Here is an 18,054-nt window from a genome sequence, read left to right on the forward strand (position 1 = left end):
TCTCATACAAAAGAGGTGTTTCATTTGAAAAACAATAGGCTATTAGAAGCTCGAAAAAATAAAGAACTAACACAAGAGCAGTTTGCCAAAATCCTTGGTTATAAAGGAAGACAGTCAATTGCAAATTGGGAAAATGGTCATTCAGTTCCCCCTTTGTCAGTAGCCTTTAAAGTAGCTGACATCTTAGAAAGTGATGTTGGCTTTTTATTTGGTATTAGGGTACAAAATACTCATACAAAATCTAAGGAGGCAATCTAATGGAATTAAAACTTGCTGAAAACATGTTAGCGGCAGAGATGCTTCGATTCGCACAAGTGAACGTAAATAATCAAAGCAAAGAGGTTGCCGAGGGAATGATTGTGTCAGCAATCAAAATCCTCAGCGAAAAATTAGAACATTACCCCTATGATTATGTCGGTCGCGAATTAATATTTATTACTGGTCAGGAGATTCAGTTATAAATTTTATTGTTCCAGTGCCAATTTCAACAAAGCTGGCAGGGTTAGTGGAACGACTTTTGAAGATTTCTTTTTAATTTTGTTCCAGATTGTATCATTTCGAACTATTTCGAGTAGTTCATGACCAGGATAAGTTAAATCTTCAATTATTAATATTTTTCCTGACTTGGTGACTCTGAATGTCCCATTAATGAAACCTTCTTCAAGCAATTTCTCACAGCAATATGCAACAGCATAAGGGTCGAAAGTTTTCAGCCTATTTGCTTTAACAAATTGTTCAATTTTCTTTTCAGTTCCGTAAGGCTGTTCTTCGATTGTAAAAAGCGTTTCACGAAGAACATCAGGATTCAATTCCAAATTTTCACCCCCTTTCCTATACACCATTCGACAGGAAGGGAGAAATTACCTACTAGGAGGAAAAACAATGAATCAACTAACAAAAATGTTTAATGGTGAGCAACTAAGAATTATTGAAAAAGACAGCGAATCTTGGTTTGTCGCAAAGGATGTTTGTGACATTTTAGAAATTAACAACAGCAGACAGGCAGTAACCCGTCTAGATGAAGATGAAAAAACTGGTGTCACTTTAAATGACGGTAGCCAAAACAGAAATTTAACAGCTGTGAATGAATTTGGTCTTTACAATTTAGTTTTATCTAGTCGCAAGTCAGAAGCAAAACAATTTAAAAGGTGGATAACACATGAAGTACTTCCTTCTATTAGAAAGACTGGTTCTTACCAAATTGAACGAAATCAACCATCTTACATGATTGATGATCCAATCAAACGAGCTGAAATCTGGATTACTGAAAGAAAAGAATTTGAACAACTAGAACAGAAACACAAAGCAGATCTGCCTTACACAAACTTTGGAAAAGCCGTATCGAATTCAAATGCATCTATAAACGTTGGAACATTCGCAAAAATGATGTATGACGAGCACAACTTAAGAATTGGTCGTAATAAAATGTTCGCTTGGCTTCGTGCTAAAGGTTATTTAATCAAGTTCGGTAGAGAAAAAAACAATCCTAAGCAACAGTACATTGAACAGGGGTTATTCTCTACAACGGTCACAATGATAAGTCGAACAGAAGGTGACGTTGAATCGGTTACTATATTAATCACCGGAAAAGGACAAGTTAAATTCGCAGAGCTACTATTAAAAGATTTCAAGGCGGTGATTTAAATGAAAGATGTTAAACCACCTCAGATTAGTAAAGAGACACAACTAATTATCATGAGGTTCTTCATGAAACATTCAGTGCCTAGATTACTAGCTAAGAAATCAAAAGAATCAGATGAAACAAAAGCTATGTAACAATATCTAGCATACTAGTAAACCAAATAAATGAAGGTAGAAAGGGAGAGGAAACAATTGGAAAAAGGAAGAGCCTCAAAGGCTTTAAAACTGGGGAGGAAACTTACTTCTAAGACGCAGCAACAATTATCAATGGAAACATTTTTAAGTAGAGAAGCATTTTGCCAGCAAGAGAATGAAGCATATAAAGTCCAACCGGATGTTACTAAGCATTTTATCAATAAATACAACAATCCATGGGTTGCGATGGAGGCGGCTAATGAATACATCGGTTGGGGAGTAACTAGATTGGATGGACGAGCTGCTGATTTACATAGGAGTTCAGTCAAGGATAAGTTGCTAGAAGAACTTGAGGAAGCTATTGAGGCTATTAAGAAAGTTAAAACTTCACTCAACCCAGATATGATTCAAAGTTTTGAGAGACAAGATGTTGAGAGGTCGGTACAGGAAATTATAGATGCTACTAAAGCGAGTATCACTTGGGTAGCAATAGTTTGTGATGAATACGGATTAAGTTGGTCAGAAGAATGGGATAAGAATCAAACCAAATTGAAAGCTAAACAATTTGTAAGGAGTTGATCGTGTGAACATCAATTTAGATGTAAGAAAACAAGATCAGGAGAAAGCGAGAAAGGAAAGGAATTGCTTCATAGATTGTACCGACCGTGCTAATGAAGAATTTAACAATGGAAGGTATTTAGTTGCAAAAAAACTTTTGAGTGATGCTGAAAAATCATTAATTGAATTGGACAGACTTACGAAGCTAAAGCAAGAAGATGAAATGAAGATAATAAAAGTGGCCACGTTTCAGATTCAACCACAACAACAGGTGAATCAGATGATTACTAGGTTTAAATGCGATGAGTGATGAATTCCATACTTGGAAAATTCGGATAACTGGATTGGTAGTTTTAGTATTTTGGATCCATTGGTGTTTGACATTTTAGGAGGGGTTAAGTGGATAAAGAGCAACGTGACGAGCTGTTCACAAAAATGCAAGGTCTTGATGATGAGGAAAAGAACAGAATCCTTACTAGAGTATTTGGCTATGTAGAATCAACACAGGATGAAGAGAAAACTTTTGATCCAGAACATTTCTTTAAGATAGTAGAATCATTCGTTAAAAAAGGGCAAACAAACAGCTAAGCCACCGTCCAAAGTAACTTAGCTGCATATTTTATAGTACTTAAATTATATCACGAGGTAGGGACTAATGCTAGTCCTATCTCAGCGACCAGGAGCTTATTTGATTTCTCCTATTCAATCAAATAATCACCCCTTGGTCTGGTTCTTGGTCGCTGAGATGGAACTAATCAATCCATCACCGTTCATATGTTTTAGTCAAACACTTATGATCTACGATGTTATTTATAACCCACTCCAGAAAGGTGGTGATACATATGCGCTAGTCATAACGGTTTTGTAGTAAAGAAAGTAGGTGGCGGTCGCTTGATTAACGGCCGTCTTATATGAAGGAGGGTTAACATGGCAGTTGATTTAGAACATCCATCAATCACACGGATTAATCGGACAGGCTACGCAAACATGATTGCACAGGATGAACATTGTGGCATTGATTACTTTGGTTCAGAAATCCTACTAGGAGATAAGTTTTATGAATTTGATGGTGAAACCGTACTGGATGAAAACTTAGAAAAATATTTGGTGGAAGTGTTGGGGTTTGAGATTAAAGAAGCAATATAAAAAACTCGCACCAAAAGGCACGAGTTCAGGACGATCAAGTAAATTAAATGTCAACTTAATTATAAACGGTCGTCCAAAAATACGCAAGGAGGGCTTTTATGGATTACTACAAACATTTTTTCGAGATGATAAATAAATATCCAGAATGGGAACCAATGCTTATCTATTCTGGGATTTGCAAGGGTCTTGGTTCTAATAAATGGGGCACTCACGAACAGTTAATGGACGTTACAAAAGCTTATGAAGATCATTCGAAAGGGGTTAAATATTATGAGTCAATTACAACAGCAGTATGAAGGTCAACAACAAGGGGCGTTAGCGCAAGCTTCTAGTAGTCGTGAAATGGAAGAGGTAAAAGGTCAGATATTTATGGCGAGACAGTTTCCTAGAAATGTATTTCAATCCGAACAACGCATTTTAGATAACTGTAAACGCCCAGCTCTTGCTCAGGTTGCAGTATATAGCTACCCAAGAGGTGGAACGAAGGTAGAAGGTCCATCTATCAGACTAGCAGAAGTTTTAGCTCAGAACTGGGGAAATCTTAGCTTCGGTGTTAAGGAATTAGAACAACGTGAAGGTGAGTCGGTTGCATTAGCTTATGCGTGGGATTTAGAAACGAATGTTAGACAGGAAAAAGTATTCACGGTGAAACATTCACGTAAAGCGAAAGGAAACATTAAAAAGCTTGATGATCCACGCGATATTTATGAACTAGTAGCAAACAATGGAGCTAGACGTGTTCGTTCTTGCATCTTAGGAGTTATACCAGGTGACATTGTAGAAAAAGCTGTAGAGGAATGCAACAGAACAATGCAAGGAAATAATAAATCGCCTTTTAAAGATCGTATCGCATCTGCATTAACGGCGTTCAAAGAAAAATACAGAGTCACTCAAGACCAAATTGAAGGAAGATTCGGTTACAACTTAGATGCATTCACCGAACGAGACCTTGCAGACTTAATTAAGATTTACAACTCTTTAAAAGATGGAATGAGCAAACCGGAAGATTGGTTTAGTAAAGGTGCAAAGAAAGAAGAGAATAGCGGTCTAGCAGACCAATTCAATAAAGGTGATAAAGACACCCAAAAGGAAGATAAGCCTTCTAACGAGGATGTGAAGCCGAATGACAACATTGACGAAAATGAAGCTGAACAAGAAAAACTATCACTCTAGAGAAGCAGACCTTGCCTATATGTCGGTTTCACAGTTTAAAAGCTTTGTGAATTGCGAAGCTAAGACACTTGCTAAGTTGAAAGGTGAATATGTAGAGCCAAGTACCAACGCTTTGTTGGTTGGCTCTTACGTTCATGCAGCATTCGAAAATAATGAAGTATTTAACGAAGTGGTTGAAGAAAATAGCGATGCGATATTTAAAAAGAACGGTGGAAAATACGCTGATTTTACACAAGCTGATTTGATGATTGATGCACTTAAAAATGATTCTTTTGCCATGTTTGCATTAGAAGGTGAAAAAGAACAAATATTCACTGCTTATCTGTTCGGAACGGAATGGAAGATAAAAGTTGATTCGGTTAATCTTGACCGTAAAACATTCAGTGACATTAAGACGACACAGGACTTATATAAGCGTTACTGGTCAACGAAATACGATGGTTGGGTGTCATTCATCGAATCATGGGATTACGTGCTCCAGATGGCTATTTATCGCAAAGTAATTGAACTAGCTACAGGTGCTTTATGTACACCTTATATCATCGCTGTAACAAAAGAGAATCCACCTAATAAGGCGGTTGTCCACTTTGATGAATCACGATTCGATTTTGAATACGAATACGCTGAAATGAAACTCAATCGAATACTACAGATCAAGAAAGAAGAAATAGAGCCTATACGTTGCGATAAATGCAATTACTGCAAGTCAACGAAGGAACTCAAGGACACGATTGAAGTTGGTGCTTTAATCTATGAATGATTCATGAAAGTTCCTATACCTTATTGCTATGTATGGATGAGTGCAACTAGTGTCAAGCGTGGACAAGTTTTTAGGAAATATGTTGCCGGTTATGTGAGAAATAATTATCCGGGTTGTGAGTTAGTGAAGATAGAAGGTATGACGGCAATTTGTGAGAGAAGAGAGAACACACATCAAGGTGGTGAATCAATTGGTTAGACCTAAGAAGATTGGATTAGATTATTTCCCCATGGATGTCGATATGGACCAAGATGACAAAATATATCTTGTAAAAGCTGACCACGGTTGGGAAGGCTTTGCAATTGTAGTCAAACTGTTAATGGAAGTATATAAGGAAGGCTACTACATTGAGTGGGATGAAAAGAAAGCTAAAATCTTTTCGCGTAAGAATTTATTCGACTTAGATGTAGTTAATGATGTCATTAACACATGCTTAGAGGAAGGTTTATTCAACAATAACCTCTTTGAAGAACATCAAATTTTAACTTCTAAAGGTATCCAAACTAGATATGTTGAGGCAACTACCAGAAGAAAAAATGTGTTAATTTACAAAGAATTTTTCCTTATCGATGTTAATGAATTACCAAATAACAACTTAACATTAGTTAATGTATGCATTAACCACAACTCAACTAATGAAAATGACGACATTAGTACACAAAGTAAAGTAAAGGAAAGTAAAGAGAAAGTAAAGGAAAGTAAAGCAGAGGAAATAGAGGAACCTGCAGCAGACGATGCTATTGTCTTTTATCAAGAAAACTTTGGAGTGATTAGACCAGCTATGAGCGAGATTTTGCTTGCTTGGATTAAAGACAGTGGTGAAGCGATGGTTATAAAAGCCATGGATAAAACCTTGAAACAAAACAAAAGTAGTTGGTCCTATGTTGAGGGCATCTTGAGAAAGTGGAACGAGAAGGGCATCGACACGATAGAAAAGGTTGAAGCAGAAGAAGTTGAGTTCCTAAATCAGCAAAATCAATATAAAAACAATAAGCCGAAAGAGAATGTACCTGATTGGTTTGTTGAACAAAAGAAGAAGCAGCAAGAGCAAGAAAAACCTAAACAACAAGAACAAGGGGAAGATGTTGCAATCATGCTAGAAAACTATAAGAAAAACAAGGCATCAGGTGATGGTCCTTGACTTTGATGATTATGAACGAAGACTTAGATCATGGTATTCAGGATTACACTGCCAGAGCTATTATTAAGCGCTGGAACAAAGGTGAATCATTAGAAAACCTTGCAACTAAATTCAAACGTGATGAATGGGAGATTGTATTTTGTTTAAGGCATATGGCTGTTAATAAAAAATGCGAGATAAGGCCTATAGGATTTCGGTATAAAGAGGTGAGGGGGGAAAAGGCGTGAAGTTCTTAGATTTGTTCGCAGGTATCGGTGGATTTAGATTAGGAATGGAACAGGCAGGTCATGAGTGTGTTGGTTATGTAGAGATAGATAAATATGCCAGGAAAAGTTATGAAGCGATACACGATACAGAAGGGGAGTGGACAGCACATGACATTACAACCGTCACAGATAGACATATTCGAGAGCTTGGGGATAGAGGACGAGTGGAAATTATCTGCGGAGGATTCCCTTGCCAATCTTTTTCAGTTGCTGGGAAACGAGGGGGGTTCGATGACACTAGAGGAACTTTATTCTTTGAAATTGTACGCATCGCCAATATCCTCAAACCACGCTATTTATTCCTTGAGAATGTCAAAGGATTCCTTAACCACGATCAAGGGATTACGTTCGAGACCATTATCAGAGCCTTGGATGAACTCGGGTATGATGCGGAATGGCAAGTGCTTAACTCTAAAAATTTCGGAGTCCCCCAAAACAGAGAAAGGGTGTTCATTGTCGGACATCTTAGAGGACAATCCGGAAGAGGAGTTTTTCCTATCAAAGGAGAAAACGGAAACGCTATTAGCATCGCTGGATACTTAAGTGATGGGTATAAAGATGTAAATTATGTTTTAAATCCAGAAGGTTTAGCAAGAACATTAACAACTATGCAAGGTGGCAATCGAGAGCCTAAAGTAATTCAACCTGTGTTAACTCCAGATAGACAGAATAAAAGACAGAACGGTAGAAGGTTCAAAAATAACAGAGAACCGATGTTTACTCTAACTAGCCAAGATAGGCATGGAATTATGTTAGCTGGGAATATAAACCCATCAGGTAAAGGGATGAATGGGCAAGTTTATAAAAGCGAAGGAATATCTCCAACATTAACTACAAACAAAGGTGAAGGTCCGAAAATATCAATCAAAGAAGCTACCAATAAAGGATATGTAGAAGCTATTCCTGGTGATTCAATTAACTACTCAGTACCTACTAGCAAAACGAGAAGAGGACGTGTGGGAAAAGGTGTAGCAAATACATTAGACACGGGATGCCAACAAGGTGTAGTAACTAATGAATTAAGAATAAGAAAGTTAACACCTAGAGAATGTTGGAGGTTGCAAGGGTTTCCAGATTGGGCATTTGATTGTGCTGCAGAAGTTAATTCTAATTCACAACTATATAAGCAAGCAGGAAACTCAGTGACGGTCAACGTTATTTACGAGATAGCTAGAAAATTGGAGGTAACTTAATGAATCTATCAGAAGCAACAAAACACATTAAACAATGGGCGAAAGATAGAAACCTAGATACTGCTAATCCAAACAAACAAATGTTAAAGCTAGGTAAAGAACTCGGGGAGTTATGCCAAGGGATGGTAAAAGGGGGAAGCTGATGCAAACACTATTCGAACAAAAGATGCGCTTTGAATCGGACGAGATAACGCAAATCATCAACGATCTTTACAAACTTGAAATCTATGAAACGCCAGATGGACGACCGATAGAAGATGTTAGCTTATTCACCTTGAAGCATGTTCATGCTAATGAGATTGCTAGGAGTGAAGAGTGATGCGTCGCAGTAAGTACGGCAATAAGAAAATTGTTATCGATGGACATAAATTTGATTCTAAAGCAGAAGCCAGGTACTACCAAGAACTAATCTACCGTAAAAAGGCTGGTGATATAAAGGATTTTAGCTTACAGCCTAGATTTGAATTACAGCCGAAATACAAAAAGGCTAACAAGTCTATTAGAAAAATAGAATACATCTCTGATTTTGAAATAGAGTACGCTGACGGGTCGATAGAGATTGTAGACGTAAAGGGAGCAATTACCAAAGAATTTGCGCTCAAACGTAAGCTATTTGATTATCACTATGATTTAAAACTGTCGGTGTTGAAGTTTGATAGAGCGAGAGGGTGGATTGAAGTATGAAAGGCGTGTGTTTAGATGCTTCAAATACCACTACTCTGGAGAAAGACCAAGAATATTTTATCTTTCCCAATGGGGAGAGTAGCTTCTATGTTTCGAATTTTGATAGAAAGACAGCACATTTTGGTTGTTATAGAGCATCTCGGTTTGAAGTTTTAAAAGATGTTGCAACAATTCACCAAGAGAAATGTGAAGACTATTCGCAAATGGATCTGTTTGACTTTATTGAGGCTGAACCAGAGCAAGTAGTACAGAATCCATTAGAAATAAGAGTTGTAATACCTGATGAGGTTATATCGCCTTTGGAGTGTAATCACGGTGTTAAGACCAAAGCGTTTAAACAAGTACAGGAGCAGTGGAGAGATTATGTAAAGTCGATTCAAAGTTATCATGAATGTTCCTGGTTCAAAGCTAGTGAAATGTTAGTTGAGCATAGAGATGAAGCCAAGGCAATTGTTATGCATAGTTGAAATTAAATTAAATCACAACAAAATTAGCTAACACGCTGATATTTGTTTAAAGCTGTGTCCAATGCTTGACTAGATTTAATAGTTTCGGGGTGAGTTAATCCTTTCTTTTTCCCACTATAAATCATGTGGTTTCTTAATATGTATATTTCGAACTTAATGAAAATTATTTTAATACTAAGGTTTTTCATAAGGCTATCTCCTGTATCATCATTTTAATAAATATAGAATAGGAGTATATTACCTTTTTATTTATAGTTTGTTAATAGTTTCGACAAAATGTGTCAATACTTAACAAAATTAATAGTTCGAAGGTTGGGTGTGATTAGTTTTTTAAAGAAATAACGGCATAAAAAAAGCCAAGAGCAGAGCTCCTGACCTTTTTGTACCTGTTAATACAATTATATCACGGGGGCCTGTTCTATGCGACTAAATTCTTTACCACTAGAAATAAATGACAAGAAAATACAAATAGATGTTGATTTAGAAGGAAATAGACCGTTTTGTGTCGTATATTGTGAAGGACAAGCTAAATTCACATACTTACCTGATCATGGAGAGACGAGAGTTATTACGCACCAAGGGAAGGTGAAGAGGGTTAAGTTTGATGAGGGGGAAGAATTTTGAAATTATTAAATCCGTATACTAAAAGTAAAAGTTATAATAAAAATTTGTTAAAAAAGAAACTTGGGAATTTTATTGTTAATAACAAATTTTTAAATAAAAACAAAGTTGAAATTAACTTCAAATTATTTGATGATGATGTACTTTTACCAAGCGATATTAGAGTGGAGATTAACCATATTTTAATGAGTGAAATTGTATTTATGGAAGACTTTAATCGACTTAAAAAAGGCCTCCATAAATTATTTAAATTAAATCAAAACCAGGGTTATTATTATTTTAATCCTAGAAACATTGATGATTTTTTTGAACGTTTATTTTCCAATATAAGATCAAGGAATATACAAAACACCTTTAAAATGACTATTAAAGATGTACAGCTGAGAAAATTTTGTAAAGAATTAACCTTTAGTTTGGCATCAGTCTCAAATTCCATAGTTGCAATAAACATTCATATTTCTCCTTCTGATAATTTTAAAACGATGATTAGTGAAGCGATGAAAGGCGACACAGATAAAGGATTCATTCAAATGATACCACCTAGATATATAAAAGATACCTTAAAACCACACTCTTGGCAGACTGTTTCCTTTAATAAACAAGAATATAAATTATCATTAATAGAAGATTTAATTTTAGAACTGAAATGGGAAGTTAGTTGCTATTTATCAAAGTACTTGCCGTTATATTTCTTTAAAAATAAAGTTATATCACCCTCAATTGAAGTATATAACACCCATCTTATATCCTTACCTCTACAAGGAAATGAACTTTTAAGTAAAATGGAATCTGCAGGTATTTTTAGTAGTTTTTTGTGTGAATCAAATGAGCGAGGCGATATTCATTTAGTTTTTAATGATGATTTTCAAAACAACAGAGACATAAGTATTAAAATGCATTTAAATGAGGTATATAATGAGAACCATACTTCAACAATTAGTAATAAAATAATTCCACATATTGCAAATCCGTATCTAATTCAACTTCTTAGCATACAAACAATGACTAAGTTGTATGAAAAAAGAACTTTAAAACATAAAAAAAAGTATGACAAAGTTAGTTCTATTAATTTACCTAAATTAGTGAAGTATAGAATGTTATCAAGATTGAAAATTGAAATGGAAAAAAATAATTTCCATTTTAGCAGGTTGGATCGAGAGATTAATTATGAGTTTTATGAATATATGATCAAAAGATATGAGCGTGAAGTTGGAAAAACAACTAATATTTTAAAAAGTTATAAATTAAGTGAGACTTTAACAAACGTTCCAATAGATATATTTGATCAAAGTAATTTTATGTTTAAGTCCATTTATGATCAAGTAACCAACCAAATTCATTTTTTGGACAATATAATTAACTTCAAGAGACAAAGTACAATGTTGATATTAACAGTTATAACAATAGTAATATCTCTGCTGACGTTAATTTTCACATTATTAACTTTTATAAGTACTTTTGAATAAGTTCTACCAGCTAACTGGAGGACACCGAATGACAGCGTAACAGCTGCCGTTTGGTGTCCTTTTTTATTTATCAAAAAGGAGTGATTTAATGTTTTGGATTATCTACTTAATCATTGGTTTTGTCTATGCAATGTTCGAAGAAGAACCACCAGAGAAGAAACATTACTTCATGTATGTGTTGATCTCTGTTGTTAGCTTATGGCCAGCAATTATTTTAATTAGATTAATCGGGAGGTTTATTACATGGACAAAAACCAATTAGTAGACGGTATTATCGTATTTATGGAGAAAGGCATCACGATTGAAGAAGCGATGAAAGAGATAACGCAAGAAAGTGTTGAATCATTTAGACCTCGTTTTTGTTGGAAGGTTAGTGAGTATCGCAAGGACAAGCGTACTGGTGTGATGAAGTCGATTGAACGTAGTAACTATGCGCAAGTACTATTCGATAAAGGAGCTGGATTCAATGAATAACTGGTCAGACACATTAATCATTCAATACGAAGAGGGAAGAAAGGCATTACAACGTAAACATTCCAAACTAACAGATAGTTATGTAGATACTTCAGATAAAACGCAGATCAACAGCATGGTTTCAAGCATGACGTTCTCTATTGATTGGATGAAGCGAGGACGCAGACCAGGAAACATGCGAGGTATTGATAAACGTTCAGCATACCAAAAACGCGCATTAGTTGACGTTGATTTGATTCCTTCGCTTGAAATCCAGCCTAAAGAAAAAGAATTATCAGACGATGAAAAGCGAGTTATTTACGATTTATTAATCGATTTATCGAATAGAGAAAGGCAATGCTATTTATTATATTTCGCGCAAGGATTAAGCATGCAGCAGATTGCTGACGAACTAGATATTAAGAAGCCCAGTGTTCAAAAGTTCATTGATCGCGCTAAGAAAAAAATAAATCAAAAAAAGTTATGTCATACGAGTGTCATATGAAATAATCTTATTAGTAAAAGGTCTTATAGGTAGAGCACTTATCTAGTAAGAGTTAGTAATTAAGAACGAAAGTTCTTTATAGATTAAGCAGTACAAATATTATGTAGTATAATGTCCCTATAGAAAGAGGTGGGGACATGGATATTTTTCCGAAATCAGCTTATAGTCAAATGTGGGGACTAGCTCTTAAATTAGGTTTTTTAATTTTAACTATGACAGTGGTAGCAATTATAACAATGTTAATTATTAGAATAATACCATTTAAGATACCCGATTCTATTGTTAAATTTCTATTGATAGCAGCAGTTCTTATTTCTGGCTATTATTGGTTTCTATGGTTTACCTAGAGGGAATCAATTAAATTTGTAGAAATGTAACAATAGAAATAGAGGGTGAATATGGAACAACAGTAGGAAAGATGTGTAAGGCGTGATAGTTTTATATAGAAAGTGATAGAAACAGGTTGAGAAATTAGAGGTAATTCCTTCCTTTTTGTCGAAATAGTTCGAATGAGAAGGGAGGGGATTTCATGAATGAAGAGAGATATAAAGCTTTGGTAGAAAGAGCTAAGGAGATTGCTAAAAAGACGATTGATGAAAACATACGTGGTCAATTCAACGACACGAGGTTGGAAGCTCTTTCTGATGCAATTATAACTTCAAGCGCAGCTATAGCAGCTCAATTAATTGTAGAACACGATGTTAATAAGGATAAAGAATAGTTATAAACAAGCACCCAATGCGGTGCTTTTTCTTTTGCACAAATTAATTAGGAGGGATAGGTGATGATGTGATGGCTAAGTTAACTGCACGACAACAAATGTTTATTGATGAGTATCTAATTGACTTAAATGCAACGCAAGCAGCAATAAGAGCAGGGTACAGTGAGAAGACGGCATACTCTCAAGGACAGAGACTGTTGAAGAATGTTGAAGTACATGCGCGCATAGAGGAAGGCAAGAAAACGAGAGCTGACAGACTTAATCTTGATGCTTATTGGGTGTTAAAACGATTAATGGATATATCGGATAGATCAATGCAAGCTGAACAAGTAATGGAGTTTGATTACGAAGCAAAAGAACTTGTTCCGACTGGAGAATATCAATTTGATAGTAACGGAGCCAATAGGGCAACAGAGTTAATCGGTAAACATCTTGGTATGTTCAAAGATAGAGTGGAAGTAGAAAATGTAACCCCGGTATTTGTTGAGGATGTGCCGGAAGATGACGACTAAAGAAAACCGAGTATCAATCAAGAAAACCATCGGTAAGGGTTACAATCGCTTCTGGAACAATAAACAATTCTATCGAGTTGTTAAAGGGTCCAGAGGTAGTAAGAAGTCCAAGAATACAGCAATCAATTTCATTCATCGAATCATGAAGTATAAATGGGCCAACTTATTAGTGGTTAGGCGATATTCCAATACAAATAAACAATCAACCTATACAGATTTAAAATGGGCAGCCTCTCAATTAGGGGTTGCCCATTTATTTAAGTTCAATGAATCCATGCCAGAAATAACCTATATACCTACTGGACAAAAGATATTGTTTAGAGGGTTGGATGATGAATTAAAAATCACATCGATTACCGTTGATGTTGGTATCCTTTGTTGGGCATGGTTCGAGGAAGCTTACCAGATAGAAACAGAAAGTAAATTTAGAACGGTTGTTGAGTCGATTCGTGGTATGTATGACGATCCTGATTTCTTCAAACAGATAACTGTTACGTTTAACCCTTGGTCAGAACGACACTGGCTTAAAAAGACTTTCTTTGATGAAGAGACAAAAGAAAAAGATACATTTGCTATTACGACTACGTTTAGATGCAATGAATGGTTAGACCAGGTCGATAGAGATAGATATGAAGATTTGTATAGAACGAATCCTAGACGTGCCAGAATCGTTTGTGATGGTGAATGGGGCGTTGCAGAAGGCCTTGTCTTTGATAACTTCCATGTTAAGGACTTCGACATTCAACAGAAAATCAAAGAAATACAAGAGACTGCTCACGGGATGGACTTTGGTTTTACCAACGACCCTACGACATTGCCGAGTAGTGTTGTCGATTTGAAAAAGAAAGAGCTATGGATCTACGATGAGCATTACGAAAAAGCAATGTTAACTGCTGATATTTATAACATGATTGTGAACAAAGGATTGAAAGAGTCACATATAACAGCTGATTCAGCCGAGAAGAGACTTATTCAAGAGTTAATCAATAAAGGCATTAGACGATTGAGGGCATCTGTAAAAGGTAAAGGCTCTATCAATCAAGGGATATTGTTCATACAAGGTTTCAAAGTCTACATTCATCCGAAATGTGAATACACCATCGAGGAATTCAACACATACACCTTCCAGCAAGATAAAGAAGGTAAATGGTTGAACGAGCCAATCGATGCAAATAACCACATTATTGATGCGCTTAGATATAGCTTAGAGCAATATCATATGGGTGTATCAGATAAAAGCAAGACATATAAAGCATTAAAATCATTAGGTTTATAGGAGGTGGTCGTATGGCAGAATCAAAACAACGTTTCAGCGCAGAAGCCAACAAAGTATATACCTATGCAGATGCTGCAACGTTATTAGAAAACATCGAAGATTTAGCAAAAATGGTTGATCATCATCTGTCACATCAGGTTCCTAGATTATCAGAATTGGATGATTACTACTTAGGTAACAATAAAACAATACTAGAAGGTCAGCGACGTAAAGAAGAACATATGTCAGATCACAGGTCAACGCACAACCATGCTAGGTATGTGAGTCAGTTTATCGTTGGATATCTTACAGGTAATCCAATCACTGTGACACATGATAAAGATGCTGTACAACAAGTTTTAACGGATATTAATGATTTGAACGATGCTGATGCTTTAAATAGTGAATTAACACTGGATTGCTCCGTATATGGTCGAGCGTATGAATTAATCTTCCGTAGCCAAGCTGACAAAAATAGATTTACATTGCTATCTCCTTTAGAAACATTCGTCATTTATGATGATACAGTCGAACGATTGCCGATTGCAGGTGTAAGGCATCGGATTCAGACTCACGAAGGTGACGAAGTACAAATCGTTGAGCTTTATACAGAAAATAAAATATTTACTTATCATGTAGAAGGAGAAAGCAAAGATTACAAATTAAAAAGTGAAAAAGAACATTATTTTGGTGATGTACCAATCAACGAATATCAGAATAATAGATTTAGGCAAGGTGACTTTGAAAATGTACTAAATTTGATTGATCTATATGATGCTGCACAATCAGATTCAGCTAACTATATGACTGATTTAAATGATGCCATGCTTAAGATTGTTGGTAATGTTGAATTGGATATAGAAGAAGCTAAGGCAATGAAAGACGCCAACATGATATTAGTTACACCTAGTTTAGATTCAGAAGGTAGAGCAGGAAGCGCTGATGCAGATTACATCTATAAGCAGTATGATGTTGCTGGTAGCGAAGCCTATAAAACTAGGATAGAAAATGATATTCATAAGTTTACGAATACACCTAATTTGAACGATGAGAAAGCAGGTCAAAGTTCAAATAGTCCGATATCTGGTGAAGCTATGAAATATAAGTTGTTTGGATTGGAGCAAGTGAGGTCCATCAAAGAAAGGTTTTTTAAACGTTCTATGATGTATAGATATCGATTAGTGAACAGTATATCTGCTAAAGCAAGAGAAATAGATGATAACACATTGAATGATATCGTAATTAAATTCACTCCAAATCTACCGAAAAGCACAACTGAAACTGTTGAAATGTTTAATTCATTAGGTGGGGAATTATCCGAGGTAACTAAATTAAGCTTGCTACCGTTTATTGATGACCCACAAGAAGAACTAAAACGCATTGAAGAAGAACGGAGCAAGCAACGTCCATCATCTAACTTTATGGAGAATTGAGGTGATTAGATGGCCGAAGAAGAAAGCTATTGGGTAAAGCGCGAGAAGGAAAACATCAAACTCGAGCAAATGAAGGATGCGGAAGTGGCAGAAAAGCTTAAGGATATCATTGAGCACGCTATGGGTGAGGTAGAGAAGGAAATAAATACTTTCTATCTCAAGTATGCAGCTAAGAAAGAAATATCTCCTAGTGAAGCTAAGAAGCGTGTTTCAGAGTTTGATATAACCAAATATGAAAAGCTAGCTAAAAGATATGTGAAGAATAAAAATTTTAGCGCCAGAGCTAACAAGATTCTAAGCACATACAACACAAAAATGAGAGTCAATCGTCAAGAGCTCCTGATGATGTATTTAAACGCTCACTTGGTCGCAATGGCTGATGAAACAGTTAAGACATTTCAGGAGTATTTAGAACAGGCAGGCATATCTGAGGTTGCGAGACAAGCAGGCATATTAGGTGTAGATATGAGTATTACAACAGCTACACTCAAAGCGATCGTTGGTGCTTCTTTTTATAATGCTACCTGGTCAGAACGTATCTGGTCCGATATGGAAGGCTTGCGAAATGAATTAGATACGATTATCAATAGTGCTATCATTCGTGGTGCTCATCCAAACAAGTATGTAAAGAACTTAAGAGAACGCTTTGACGTTACAACCTATGAAGCTAGAAGGTTATTAATCACTGAAACAGGTCGAGTGCAAACAGAAGCGCAGAAACTATCCTATGAGGCTATTACAGAAGAGGAAGACGATGCTGAATACGAGTTTATCGCCATTATGGATAATGATACAACGAAGATATGCAAAGGATTGAACGGTGAAGTATTTAAGGTTAAAGATATGGTGCCAGGAGTTAACGCAGCTCCCATGCATCCTTTTTGTCGTAGTTCAAGCGCACTTACATTAGGTGATTGGAGAACGAAATTCTTTGCTGAAAGAGAAGGTGAATATAGTTTATAGGAGTGATTAGGTGGAACACATGAAATCAATAGATCAAACATTAAAAAGCATCTTGCAAGAATTAAAGAAAATGAACGAACCTCCAAAACCGATTAATGTTGAGCAACCTAAGCGTAAGGAAATTAAGCATAAGGCAACTAAGTAAATATGCGTCTTTGAGCAACAGACGTTATAAACAGGCTTATTTATTTTGACTAAAAATCAATCGTATCAGGGCTACTACATGGGCGAATGCGTGTGTATAAGTGTTGATGGGACAAAGGAGAATGACAAATGACAAAACCAATAAATGTGATGAACTCAAAGTTTTTTAATCCTGAACCATTAAAGCTAAATCTTCAATTCTTTGCTGATCCAAACGATCCACCAGCTGACCCTCCTGCAGATCCACCGCAGGACCCACCAGCAAAATTGGAGTTAACTCAGGAAGAGTTGGACAAGAAGATTGAAGCAGAAGCAGATAGGAAGCTTTCTAAGTCACTTGAAAAGAAAAGGGCTGAATGGGAGAAAGAAAAGAAACAGATTGAAGCTGACGCTAAGAAAACTGCTGAGGAATACGCGAAACTGACAGCTAAAGAAAAAGAAGACGCTGAGTATCAGAAGCGTGTTGAAGCATTAGAAAAGCGTGAGCAAGAATTAAACAACAAACAACTGCTTTCTGAAATTCAAACAGATTTAAAGGATAATAGCCTACCTGGTGAATTTGCTGAATCACTTCTAACTATCCAAGATAACGAAAAGATAAAAAAACAAATCTCTGTTCTAAAAAAGTCTTTTGATGATGCAGTCCAAGAAAAAGTTAAGGAAGCATTACGCCAAGAAACACCAAAGGGTTCAACCGGCGCTTCTGGAAGCAAGAACCCTTGGAATCAAGGTGAAATCAACTTAACAGAACAAACTAGGATTTTTAAAGAAAACCCAGAACGAGCAAAGCAATTAATGGCGCAGGCCAAATAAAAAA

The 18,054-nt window shown here is 36.0% G+C and carries 35 protein-coding genes; 33 read left to right on the forward strand and 2 right to left on the reverse strand.

What is annotated here, in order from left to right; genetic code table 11:
* Positions 1–24 precede the first annotated feature (24 nt).
* Both QQS35_RS20385 and QQS35_RS20390 read left to right on the forward strand, forming a co-directional pair.
* Positions 25–258 carry a helix-turn-helix transcriptional regulator gene (locus QQS35_RS20385; RefSeq protein ID WP_285934088.1) on the forward strand — a complete coding sequence of 78 codons (234 nt, stop codon included), beginning with the start codon at positions 25–27 and terminating at the stop codon, positions 256–258.
* Positions 258–461, forward strand: a complete 204-nt coding sequence (locus tag QQS35_RS20390) for a hypothetical protein (RefSeq protein ID WP_285934089.1) — start codon at positions 258–260, stop codon at positions 459–461. Before QQS35_RS20385 ends, QQS35_RS20390 begins: the two co-directional genes overlap by 1 nt.
* 3 nt (positions 462–464) lie before the next feature.
* Here the strand turns inward: QQS35_RS20390 and QQS35_RS20395 are convergent, their stop codons facing one another.
* Positions 465–815, reverse strand: a complete 351-nt coding sequence (locus tag QQS35_RS20395; RefSeq protein WP_285934090.1) for a DUF2513 domain-containing protein — start codon at positions 813–815, stop codon at positions 465–467.
* 67 nt (positions 816–882) lie between these two features.
* Here QQS35_RS20395 and QQS35_RS20400 point away from each other — a divergent pair, with 67 nt between their 5' ends.
* From QQS35_RS20400 to QQS35_RS20485, 18 genes are all read left to right on the forward strand, one after another.
* Entirely contained in the window at positions 883–1,644 is a 762-nt protein-coding gene (locus tag QQS35_RS20400; protein ID WP_285934091.1) for a BRO family protein, read from the forward strand.
* Entirely contained in the window at positions 1,645–1,776 is a 132-nt protein-coding gene (locus QQS35_RS20405; RefSeq protein ID WP_285934092.1) for a hypothetical protein, read from the forward strand. It begins immediately after the preceding gene.
* A 57-nt stretch (positions 1,777–1,833) separates the two neighbouring features.
* Positions 1,834–2,355 (forward strand): XRE family transcriptional regulator, encoded by a 522-nt coding sequence (locus QQS35_RS20410; protein WP_285934093.1) that lies wholly within the window; start codon positions 1,834–1,836, stop codon positions 2,353–2,355.
* A gap of 4 nt (positions 2,356–2,359) precedes the next feature.
* A complete protein-coding gene (locus QQS35_RS20415; RefSeq protein WP_285934094.1) occupies positions 2,360–2,644 on the forward strand; it encodes a hypothetical protein in 285 nt (94 codons plus the stop codon).
* Between the two features lie 89 nt (positions 2,645–2,733).
* Positions 2,734–2,922 carry a hypothetical protein gene (locus QQS35_RS20420; RefSeq protein WP_285934095.1) on the forward strand — a complete coding sequence of 63 codons (189 nt, stop codon included), beginning with the start codon at positions 2,734–2,736 and terminating at the stop codon, positions 2,920–2,922.
* Between the two features lie 67 nt (positions 2,923–2,989).
* Positions 2,990–3,202, forward strand: a complete 213-nt coding sequence (locus QQS35_RS20425) for a hypothetical protein (protein WP_285934097.1) — start codon at positions 2,990–2,992, stop codon at positions 3,200–3,202.
* A gap of 59 nt (positions 3,203–3,261) precedes the next feature.
* Positions 3,262–3,480 (forward strand): YqaI family protein, encoded by a 219-nt coding sequence (locus QQS35_RS20430; protein ID WP_285934098.1) that lies wholly within the window; start codon positions 3,262–3,264, stop codon positions 3,478–3,480.
* A 98-nt stretch (positions 3,481–3,578) separates the two neighbouring features.
* A complete protein-coding gene (locus QQS35_RS20435) occupies positions 3,579–3,776 on the forward strand; it encodes a hypothetical protein (RefSeq protein ID WP_285934099.1) in 198 nt (65 codons plus the stop codon).
* Complete coding sequence (locus tag QQS35_RS20440; protein ID WP_285934100.1) at positions 3,751–4,653, forward strand: hypothetical protein; 903 nt, start codon at positions 3,751–3,753, stop codon at positions 4,651–4,653. The genes QQS35_RS20435 and QQS35_RS20440 overlap by 26 nt, the downstream gene beginning before the upstream one ends.
* Positions 4,604–5,413: a PD-(D/E)XK nuclease-like domain-containing protein gene (locus QQS35_RS20445; protein WP_285934101.1), complete on the forward strand. Its 810-nt coding sequence runs from the start codon at positions 4,604–4,606 to the stop codon at positions 5,411–5,413. Before QQS35_RS20440 ends, QQS35_RS20445 begins: the two co-directional genes overlap by 50 nt.
* Positions 5,414–5,416: 3 nt before the next feature.
* The gene (locus tag QQS35_RS20450; RefSeq protein WP_285934102.1) at positions 5,417–5,611 is read left to right on the forward strand and encodes a hypothetical protein; all 195 of its coding nucleotides are present in this window, start codon (positions 5,417–5,419) and stop codon (positions 5,609–5,611) included.
* Positions 5,604–6,554: a Lin1244/Lin1753 domain-containing protein gene (locus QQS35_RS20455; RefSeq protein WP_285934103.1), complete on the forward strand. Its 951-nt coding sequence runs from the start codon at positions 5,604–5,606 to the stop codon at positions 6,552–6,554. Before QQS35_RS20450 ends, QQS35_RS20455 begins: the two co-directional genes overlap by 8 nt.
* Positions 6,551–6,781, forward strand: a complete 231-nt coding sequence (locus tag QQS35_RS20460) for a hypothetical protein (protein WP_285934104.1) — start codon at positions 6,551–6,553, stop codon at positions 6,779–6,781. Before QQS35_RS20455 ends, QQS35_RS20460 begins: the two co-directional genes overlap by 4 nt.
* On the forward strand, positions 6,778–8,013 hold the full coding sequence (locus QQS35_RS20465; RefSeq protein ID WP_285934105.1) for a DNA cytosine methyltransferase: 1,236 nt from the start codon (positions 6,778–6,780) through the stop codon (positions 8,011–8,013). The genes QQS35_RS20460 and QQS35_RS20465 overlap by 4 nt, the downstream gene beginning before the upstream one ends.
* A complete protein-coding gene (locus QQS35_RS20470) occupies positions 8,013–8,156 on the forward strand; it encodes a nucleoside triphosphate pyrophosphohydrolase family protein (RefSeq protein ID WP_285934106.1) in 144 nt (47 codons plus the stop codon). Before QQS35_RS20465 ends, QQS35_RS20470 begins: the two co-directional genes overlap by 1 nt.
* A complete protein-coding gene (locus QQS35_RS20475) occupies positions 8,156–8,332 on the forward strand; it encodes a hypothetical protein (RefSeq protein ID WP_285934107.1) in 177 nt (58 codons plus the stop codon). The genes QQS35_RS20470 and QQS35_RS20475 overlap by 1 nt, the downstream gene beginning before the upstream one ends.
* On the forward strand, positions 8,332–8,697 hold the full coding sequence (locus tag QQS35_RS20480) for a DUF1064 domain-containing protein (protein ID WP_285934108.1): 366 nt from the start codon (positions 8,332–8,334) through the stop codon (positions 8,695–8,697). The genes QQS35_RS20475 and QQS35_RS20480 overlap by 1 nt, the downstream gene beginning before the upstream one ends.
* Positions 8,694–9,164 carry a hypothetical protein gene (locus tag QQS35_RS20485; RefSeq protein ID WP_285934109.1) on the forward strand — a complete coding sequence of 157 codons (471 nt, stop codon included), beginning with the start codon at positions 8,694–8,696 and terminating at the stop codon, positions 9,162–9,164. The genes QQS35_RS20480 and QQS35_RS20485 overlap by 4 nt, the downstream gene beginning before the upstream one ends.
* Before the next feature lie 23 nt (positions 9,165–9,187).
* Here the strand turns inward: QQS35_RS20485 and QQS35_RS20490 are convergent, their stop codons facing one another.
* Positions 9,188–9,352: an aspartyl-phosphate phosphatase Spo0E family protein gene (locus QQS35_RS20490; protein ID WP_285934110.1), complete on the reverse strand. Its 165-nt coding sequence runs from the start codon at positions 9,350–9,352 to the stop codon at positions 9,188–9,190.
* 232 nt (positions 9,353–9,584) lie between these two features.
* On the opposite strand from QQS35_RS20490, the gene QQS35_RS20495 reads away from it, so the two are divergent.
* The 13 genes from QQS35_RS20495 to QQS35_RS20555 all read left to right on the forward strand — a co-directional run bounded on the left by QQS35_RS20495 (position 9,585) and on the right by QQS35_RS20555 (position 18,050).
* Positions 9,585–9,788, forward strand: a complete 204-nt coding sequence (locus QQS35_RS20495) for an XtrA/YqaO family protein (RefSeq protein WP_285934111.1) — start codon at positions 9,585–9,587, stop codon at positions 9,786–9,788.
* Entirely contained in the window at positions 9,785–11,251 is a 1,467-nt protein-coding gene (locus QQS35_RS20500) for a hypothetical protein (RefSeq protein ID WP_285934112.1), read from the forward strand. The genes QQS35_RS20495 and QQS35_RS20500 overlap by 4 nt, the downstream gene beginning before the upstream one ends.
* 88 nt (positions 11,252–11,339) lie before the next feature.
* Positions 11,340–11,513 carry a hypothetical protein gene (locus tag QQS35_RS20505; protein WP_285934113.1) on the forward strand — a complete coding sequence of 58 codons (174 nt, stop codon included), beginning with the start codon at positions 11,340–11,342 and terminating at the stop codon, positions 11,511–11,513.
* Entirely contained in the window at positions 11,495–11,725 is a 231-nt protein-coding gene (locus QQS35_RS20510; protein WP_285934114.1) for a hypothetical protein, read from the forward strand. Before QQS35_RS20505 ends, QQS35_RS20510 begins: the two co-directional genes overlap by 19 nt.
* Complete coding sequence (locus tag QQS35_RS20515; protein WP_285934115.1) at positions 11,718–12,209, forward strand: sigma-70 family RNA polymerase sigma factor; 492 nt, start codon at positions 11,718–11,720, stop codon at positions 12,207–12,209. The genes QQS35_RS20510 and QQS35_RS20515 overlap by 8 nt, the downstream gene beginning before the upstream one ends.
* A 137-nt stretch (positions 12,210–12,346) precedes the next feature.
* Complete coding sequence (locus tag QQS35_RS20520; protein WP_285934116.1) at positions 12,347–12,556, forward strand: hypothetical protein; 210 nt, start codon at positions 12,347–12,349, stop codon at positions 12,554–12,556.
* A 182-nt stretch (positions 12,557–12,738) separates the two neighbouring features.
* Positions 12,739–12,930, forward strand: a complete 192-nt coding sequence (locus QQS35_RS20525; protein ID WP_285934117.1) for a TMEM175 family protein — start codon at positions 12,739–12,741, stop codon at positions 12,928–12,930.
* 71 nt (positions 12,931–13,001) lie between these two features.
* A complete protein-coding gene (locus tag QQS35_RS20530) occupies positions 13,002–13,442 on the forward strand; it encodes a terminase small subunit (RefSeq protein WP_285934118.1) in 441 nt (146 codons plus the stop codon).
* A complete protein-coding gene (locus QQS35_RS20535) occupies positions 13,432–14,718 on the forward strand; it encodes a PBSX family phage terminase large subunit (protein ID WP_285934120.1) in 1,287 nt (428 codons plus the stop codon). Before QQS35_RS20530 ends, QQS35_RS20535 begins: the two co-directional genes overlap by 11 nt.
* Positions 14,719–14,729: 11 nt before the next feature.
* Positions 14,730–16,130, forward strand: coding sequence for a phage portal protein (locus QQS35_RS20540; protein WP_285934121.1), 1,401 nt, complete (start codon positions 14,730–14,732; stop codon positions 16,128–16,130).
* A gap of 9 nt (positions 16,131–16,139) precedes the next feature.
* Positions 16,140–17,093, forward strand: a complete 954-nt coding sequence (locus QQS35_RS20545) for a minor capsid protein (protein ID WP_285934122.1) — start codon at positions 16,140–16,142, stop codon at positions 17,091–17,093.
* A gap of 10 nt (positions 17,094–17,103) precedes the next feature.
* Entirely contained in the window at positions 17,104–17,238 is a 135-nt protein-coding gene (locus QQS35_RS20550) for a hypothetical protein (protein ID WP_285934123.1), read from the forward strand.
* 128 nt (positions 17,239–17,366) lie between these two features.
* Positions 17,367–18,050 (forward strand): capsid assembly scaffolding protein Gp46 family protein, encoded by a 684-nt coding sequence (locus QQS35_RS20555; protein ID WP_285934124.1) that lies wholly within the window; start codon positions 17,367–17,369, stop codon positions 18,048–18,050.
* Positions 18,051–18,054: the final 4 nt, after the last annotated feature.

Source organism: Aquibacillus rhizosphaerae, assembly GCF_030282825.1.
GTDB lineage: Bacteria > Bacillota > Bacilli > Bacillales > Amphibacillaceae > Aquibacillus_C > Aquibacillus_C rhizosphaerae.

Excerpts from the sequence above, each read along its gene's own strand:
- QQS35_RS20390 (WP_285934089.1), top strand. The coding sequence starts at position 258 with ATGGAATTAAAACTTGCTGAAAACATGTTAGCGGCAGAGATGCTTCGA.
- QQS35_RS20400 (WP_285934091.1), top strand. The coding sequence starts at position 883 with ATGAATCAACTAACAAAAATGTTTAATGGTGAGCAACTAAGAATTATT.
- QQS35_RS20405 (WP_285934092.1), top strand. The coding sequence starts at position 1,645 with ATGAAAGATGTTAAACCACCTCAGATTAGTAAAGAGACACAACTAATT.
- QQS35_RS20425 (WP_285934097.1), top strand. The coding sequence starts at position 2,990 with ATGCTAGTCCTATCTCAGCGACCAGGAGCTTATTTGATTTCTCCTATT.
- QQS35_RS20430 (WP_285934098.1), top strand. The coding sequence starts at position 3,262 with ATGGCAGTTGATTTAGAACATCCATCAATCACACGGATTAATCGGACA.
- QQS35_RS20435 (WP_285934099.1), top strand. The coding sequence starts at position 3,579 with ATGGATTACTACAAACATTTTTTCGAGATGATAAATAAATATCCAGAA.
- QQS35_RS20440 (WP_285934100.1), top strand. The coding sequence starts at position 3,751 with ATGAGTCAATTACAACAGCAGTATGAAGGTCAACAACAAGGGGCGTTA.
- QQS35_RS20445 (WP_285934101.1), top strand. The coding sequence starts at position 4,604 with ATGACAACATTGACGAAAATGAAGCTGAACAAGAAAAACTATCACTCT.
- QQS35_RS20450 (WP_285934102.1), top strand. The coding sequence starts at position 5,417 with ATGAAAGTTCCTATACCTTATTGCTATGTATGGATGAGTGCAACTAGT.
- QQS35_RS20470 (WP_285934106.1), top strand. The coding sequence starts at position 8,013 with ATGAATCTATCAGAAGCAACAAAACACATTAAACAATGGGCGAAAGAT.
- QQS35_RS20475 (WP_285934107.1), top strand. The coding sequence starts at position 8,156 with ATGCAAACACTATTCGAACAAAAGATGCGCTTTGAATCGGACGAGATA.
- QQS35_RS20480 (WP_285934108.1), top strand. The coding sequence starts at position 8,332 with ATGCGTCGCAGTAAGTACGGCAATAAGAAAATTGTTATCGATGGACAT.
- QQS35_RS20485 (WP_285934109.1), top strand. The coding sequence starts at position 8,694 with ATGAAAGGCGTGTGTTTAGATGCTTCAAATACCACTACTCTGGAGAAA.
- QQS35_RS20490 (WP_285934110.1), bottom strand. The coding sequence starts at position 9,352 with ATGAAAAACCTTAGTATTAAAATAATTTTCATTAAGTTCGAAATATAC.
- QQS35_RS20495 (WP_285934111.1), top strand. The coding sequence starts at position 9,585 with ATGCGACTAAATTCTTTACCACTAGAAATAAATGACAAGAAAATACAA.
- QQS35_RS20505 (WP_285934113.1), top strand. The coding sequence starts at position 11,340 with ATGTTTTGGATTATCTACTTAATCATTGGTTTTGTCTATGCAATGTTC.
- QQS35_RS20510 (WP_285934114.1), top strand. The coding sequence starts at position 11,495 with ATGGACAAAAACCAATTAGTAGACGGTATTATCGTATTTATGGAGAAA.
- QQS35_RS20515 (WP_285934115.1), top strand. The coding sequence starts at position 11,718 with ATGAATAACTGGTCAGACACATTAATCATTCAATACGAAGAGGGAAGA.
- QQS35_RS20520 (WP_285934116.1), top strand. The coding sequence starts at position 12,347 with ATGGATATTTTTCCGAAATCAGCTTATAGTCAAATGTGGGGACTAGCT.
- QQS35_RS20525 (WP_285934117.1), top strand. The coding sequence starts at position 12,739 with ATGAATGAAGAGAGATATAAAGCTTTGGTAGAAAGAGCTAAGGAGATT.
- QQS35_RS20530 (WP_285934118.1), top strand. The coding sequence starts at position 13,002 with ATGGCTAAGTTAACTGCACGACAACAAATGTTTATTGATGAGTATCTA.
- QQS35_RS20535 (WP_285934120.1), top strand. The coding sequence starts at position 13,432 with ATGACGACTAAAGAAAACCGAGTATCAATCAAGAAAACCATCGGTAAG.
- QQS35_RS20540 (WP_285934121.1), top strand. The coding sequence starts at position 14,730 with ATGGCAGAATCAAAACAACGTTTCAGCGCAGAAGCCAACAAAGTATAT.
- QQS35_RS20545 (WP_285934122.1), top strand. The coding sequence starts at position 16,140 with ATGGCCGAAGAAGAAAGCTATTGGGTAAAGCGCGAGAAGGAAAACATC.
- QQS35_RS20555 (WP_285934124.1), top strand. The coding sequence starts at position 17,367 with ATGACAAAACCAATAAATGTGATGAACTCAAAGTTTTTTAATCCTGAA.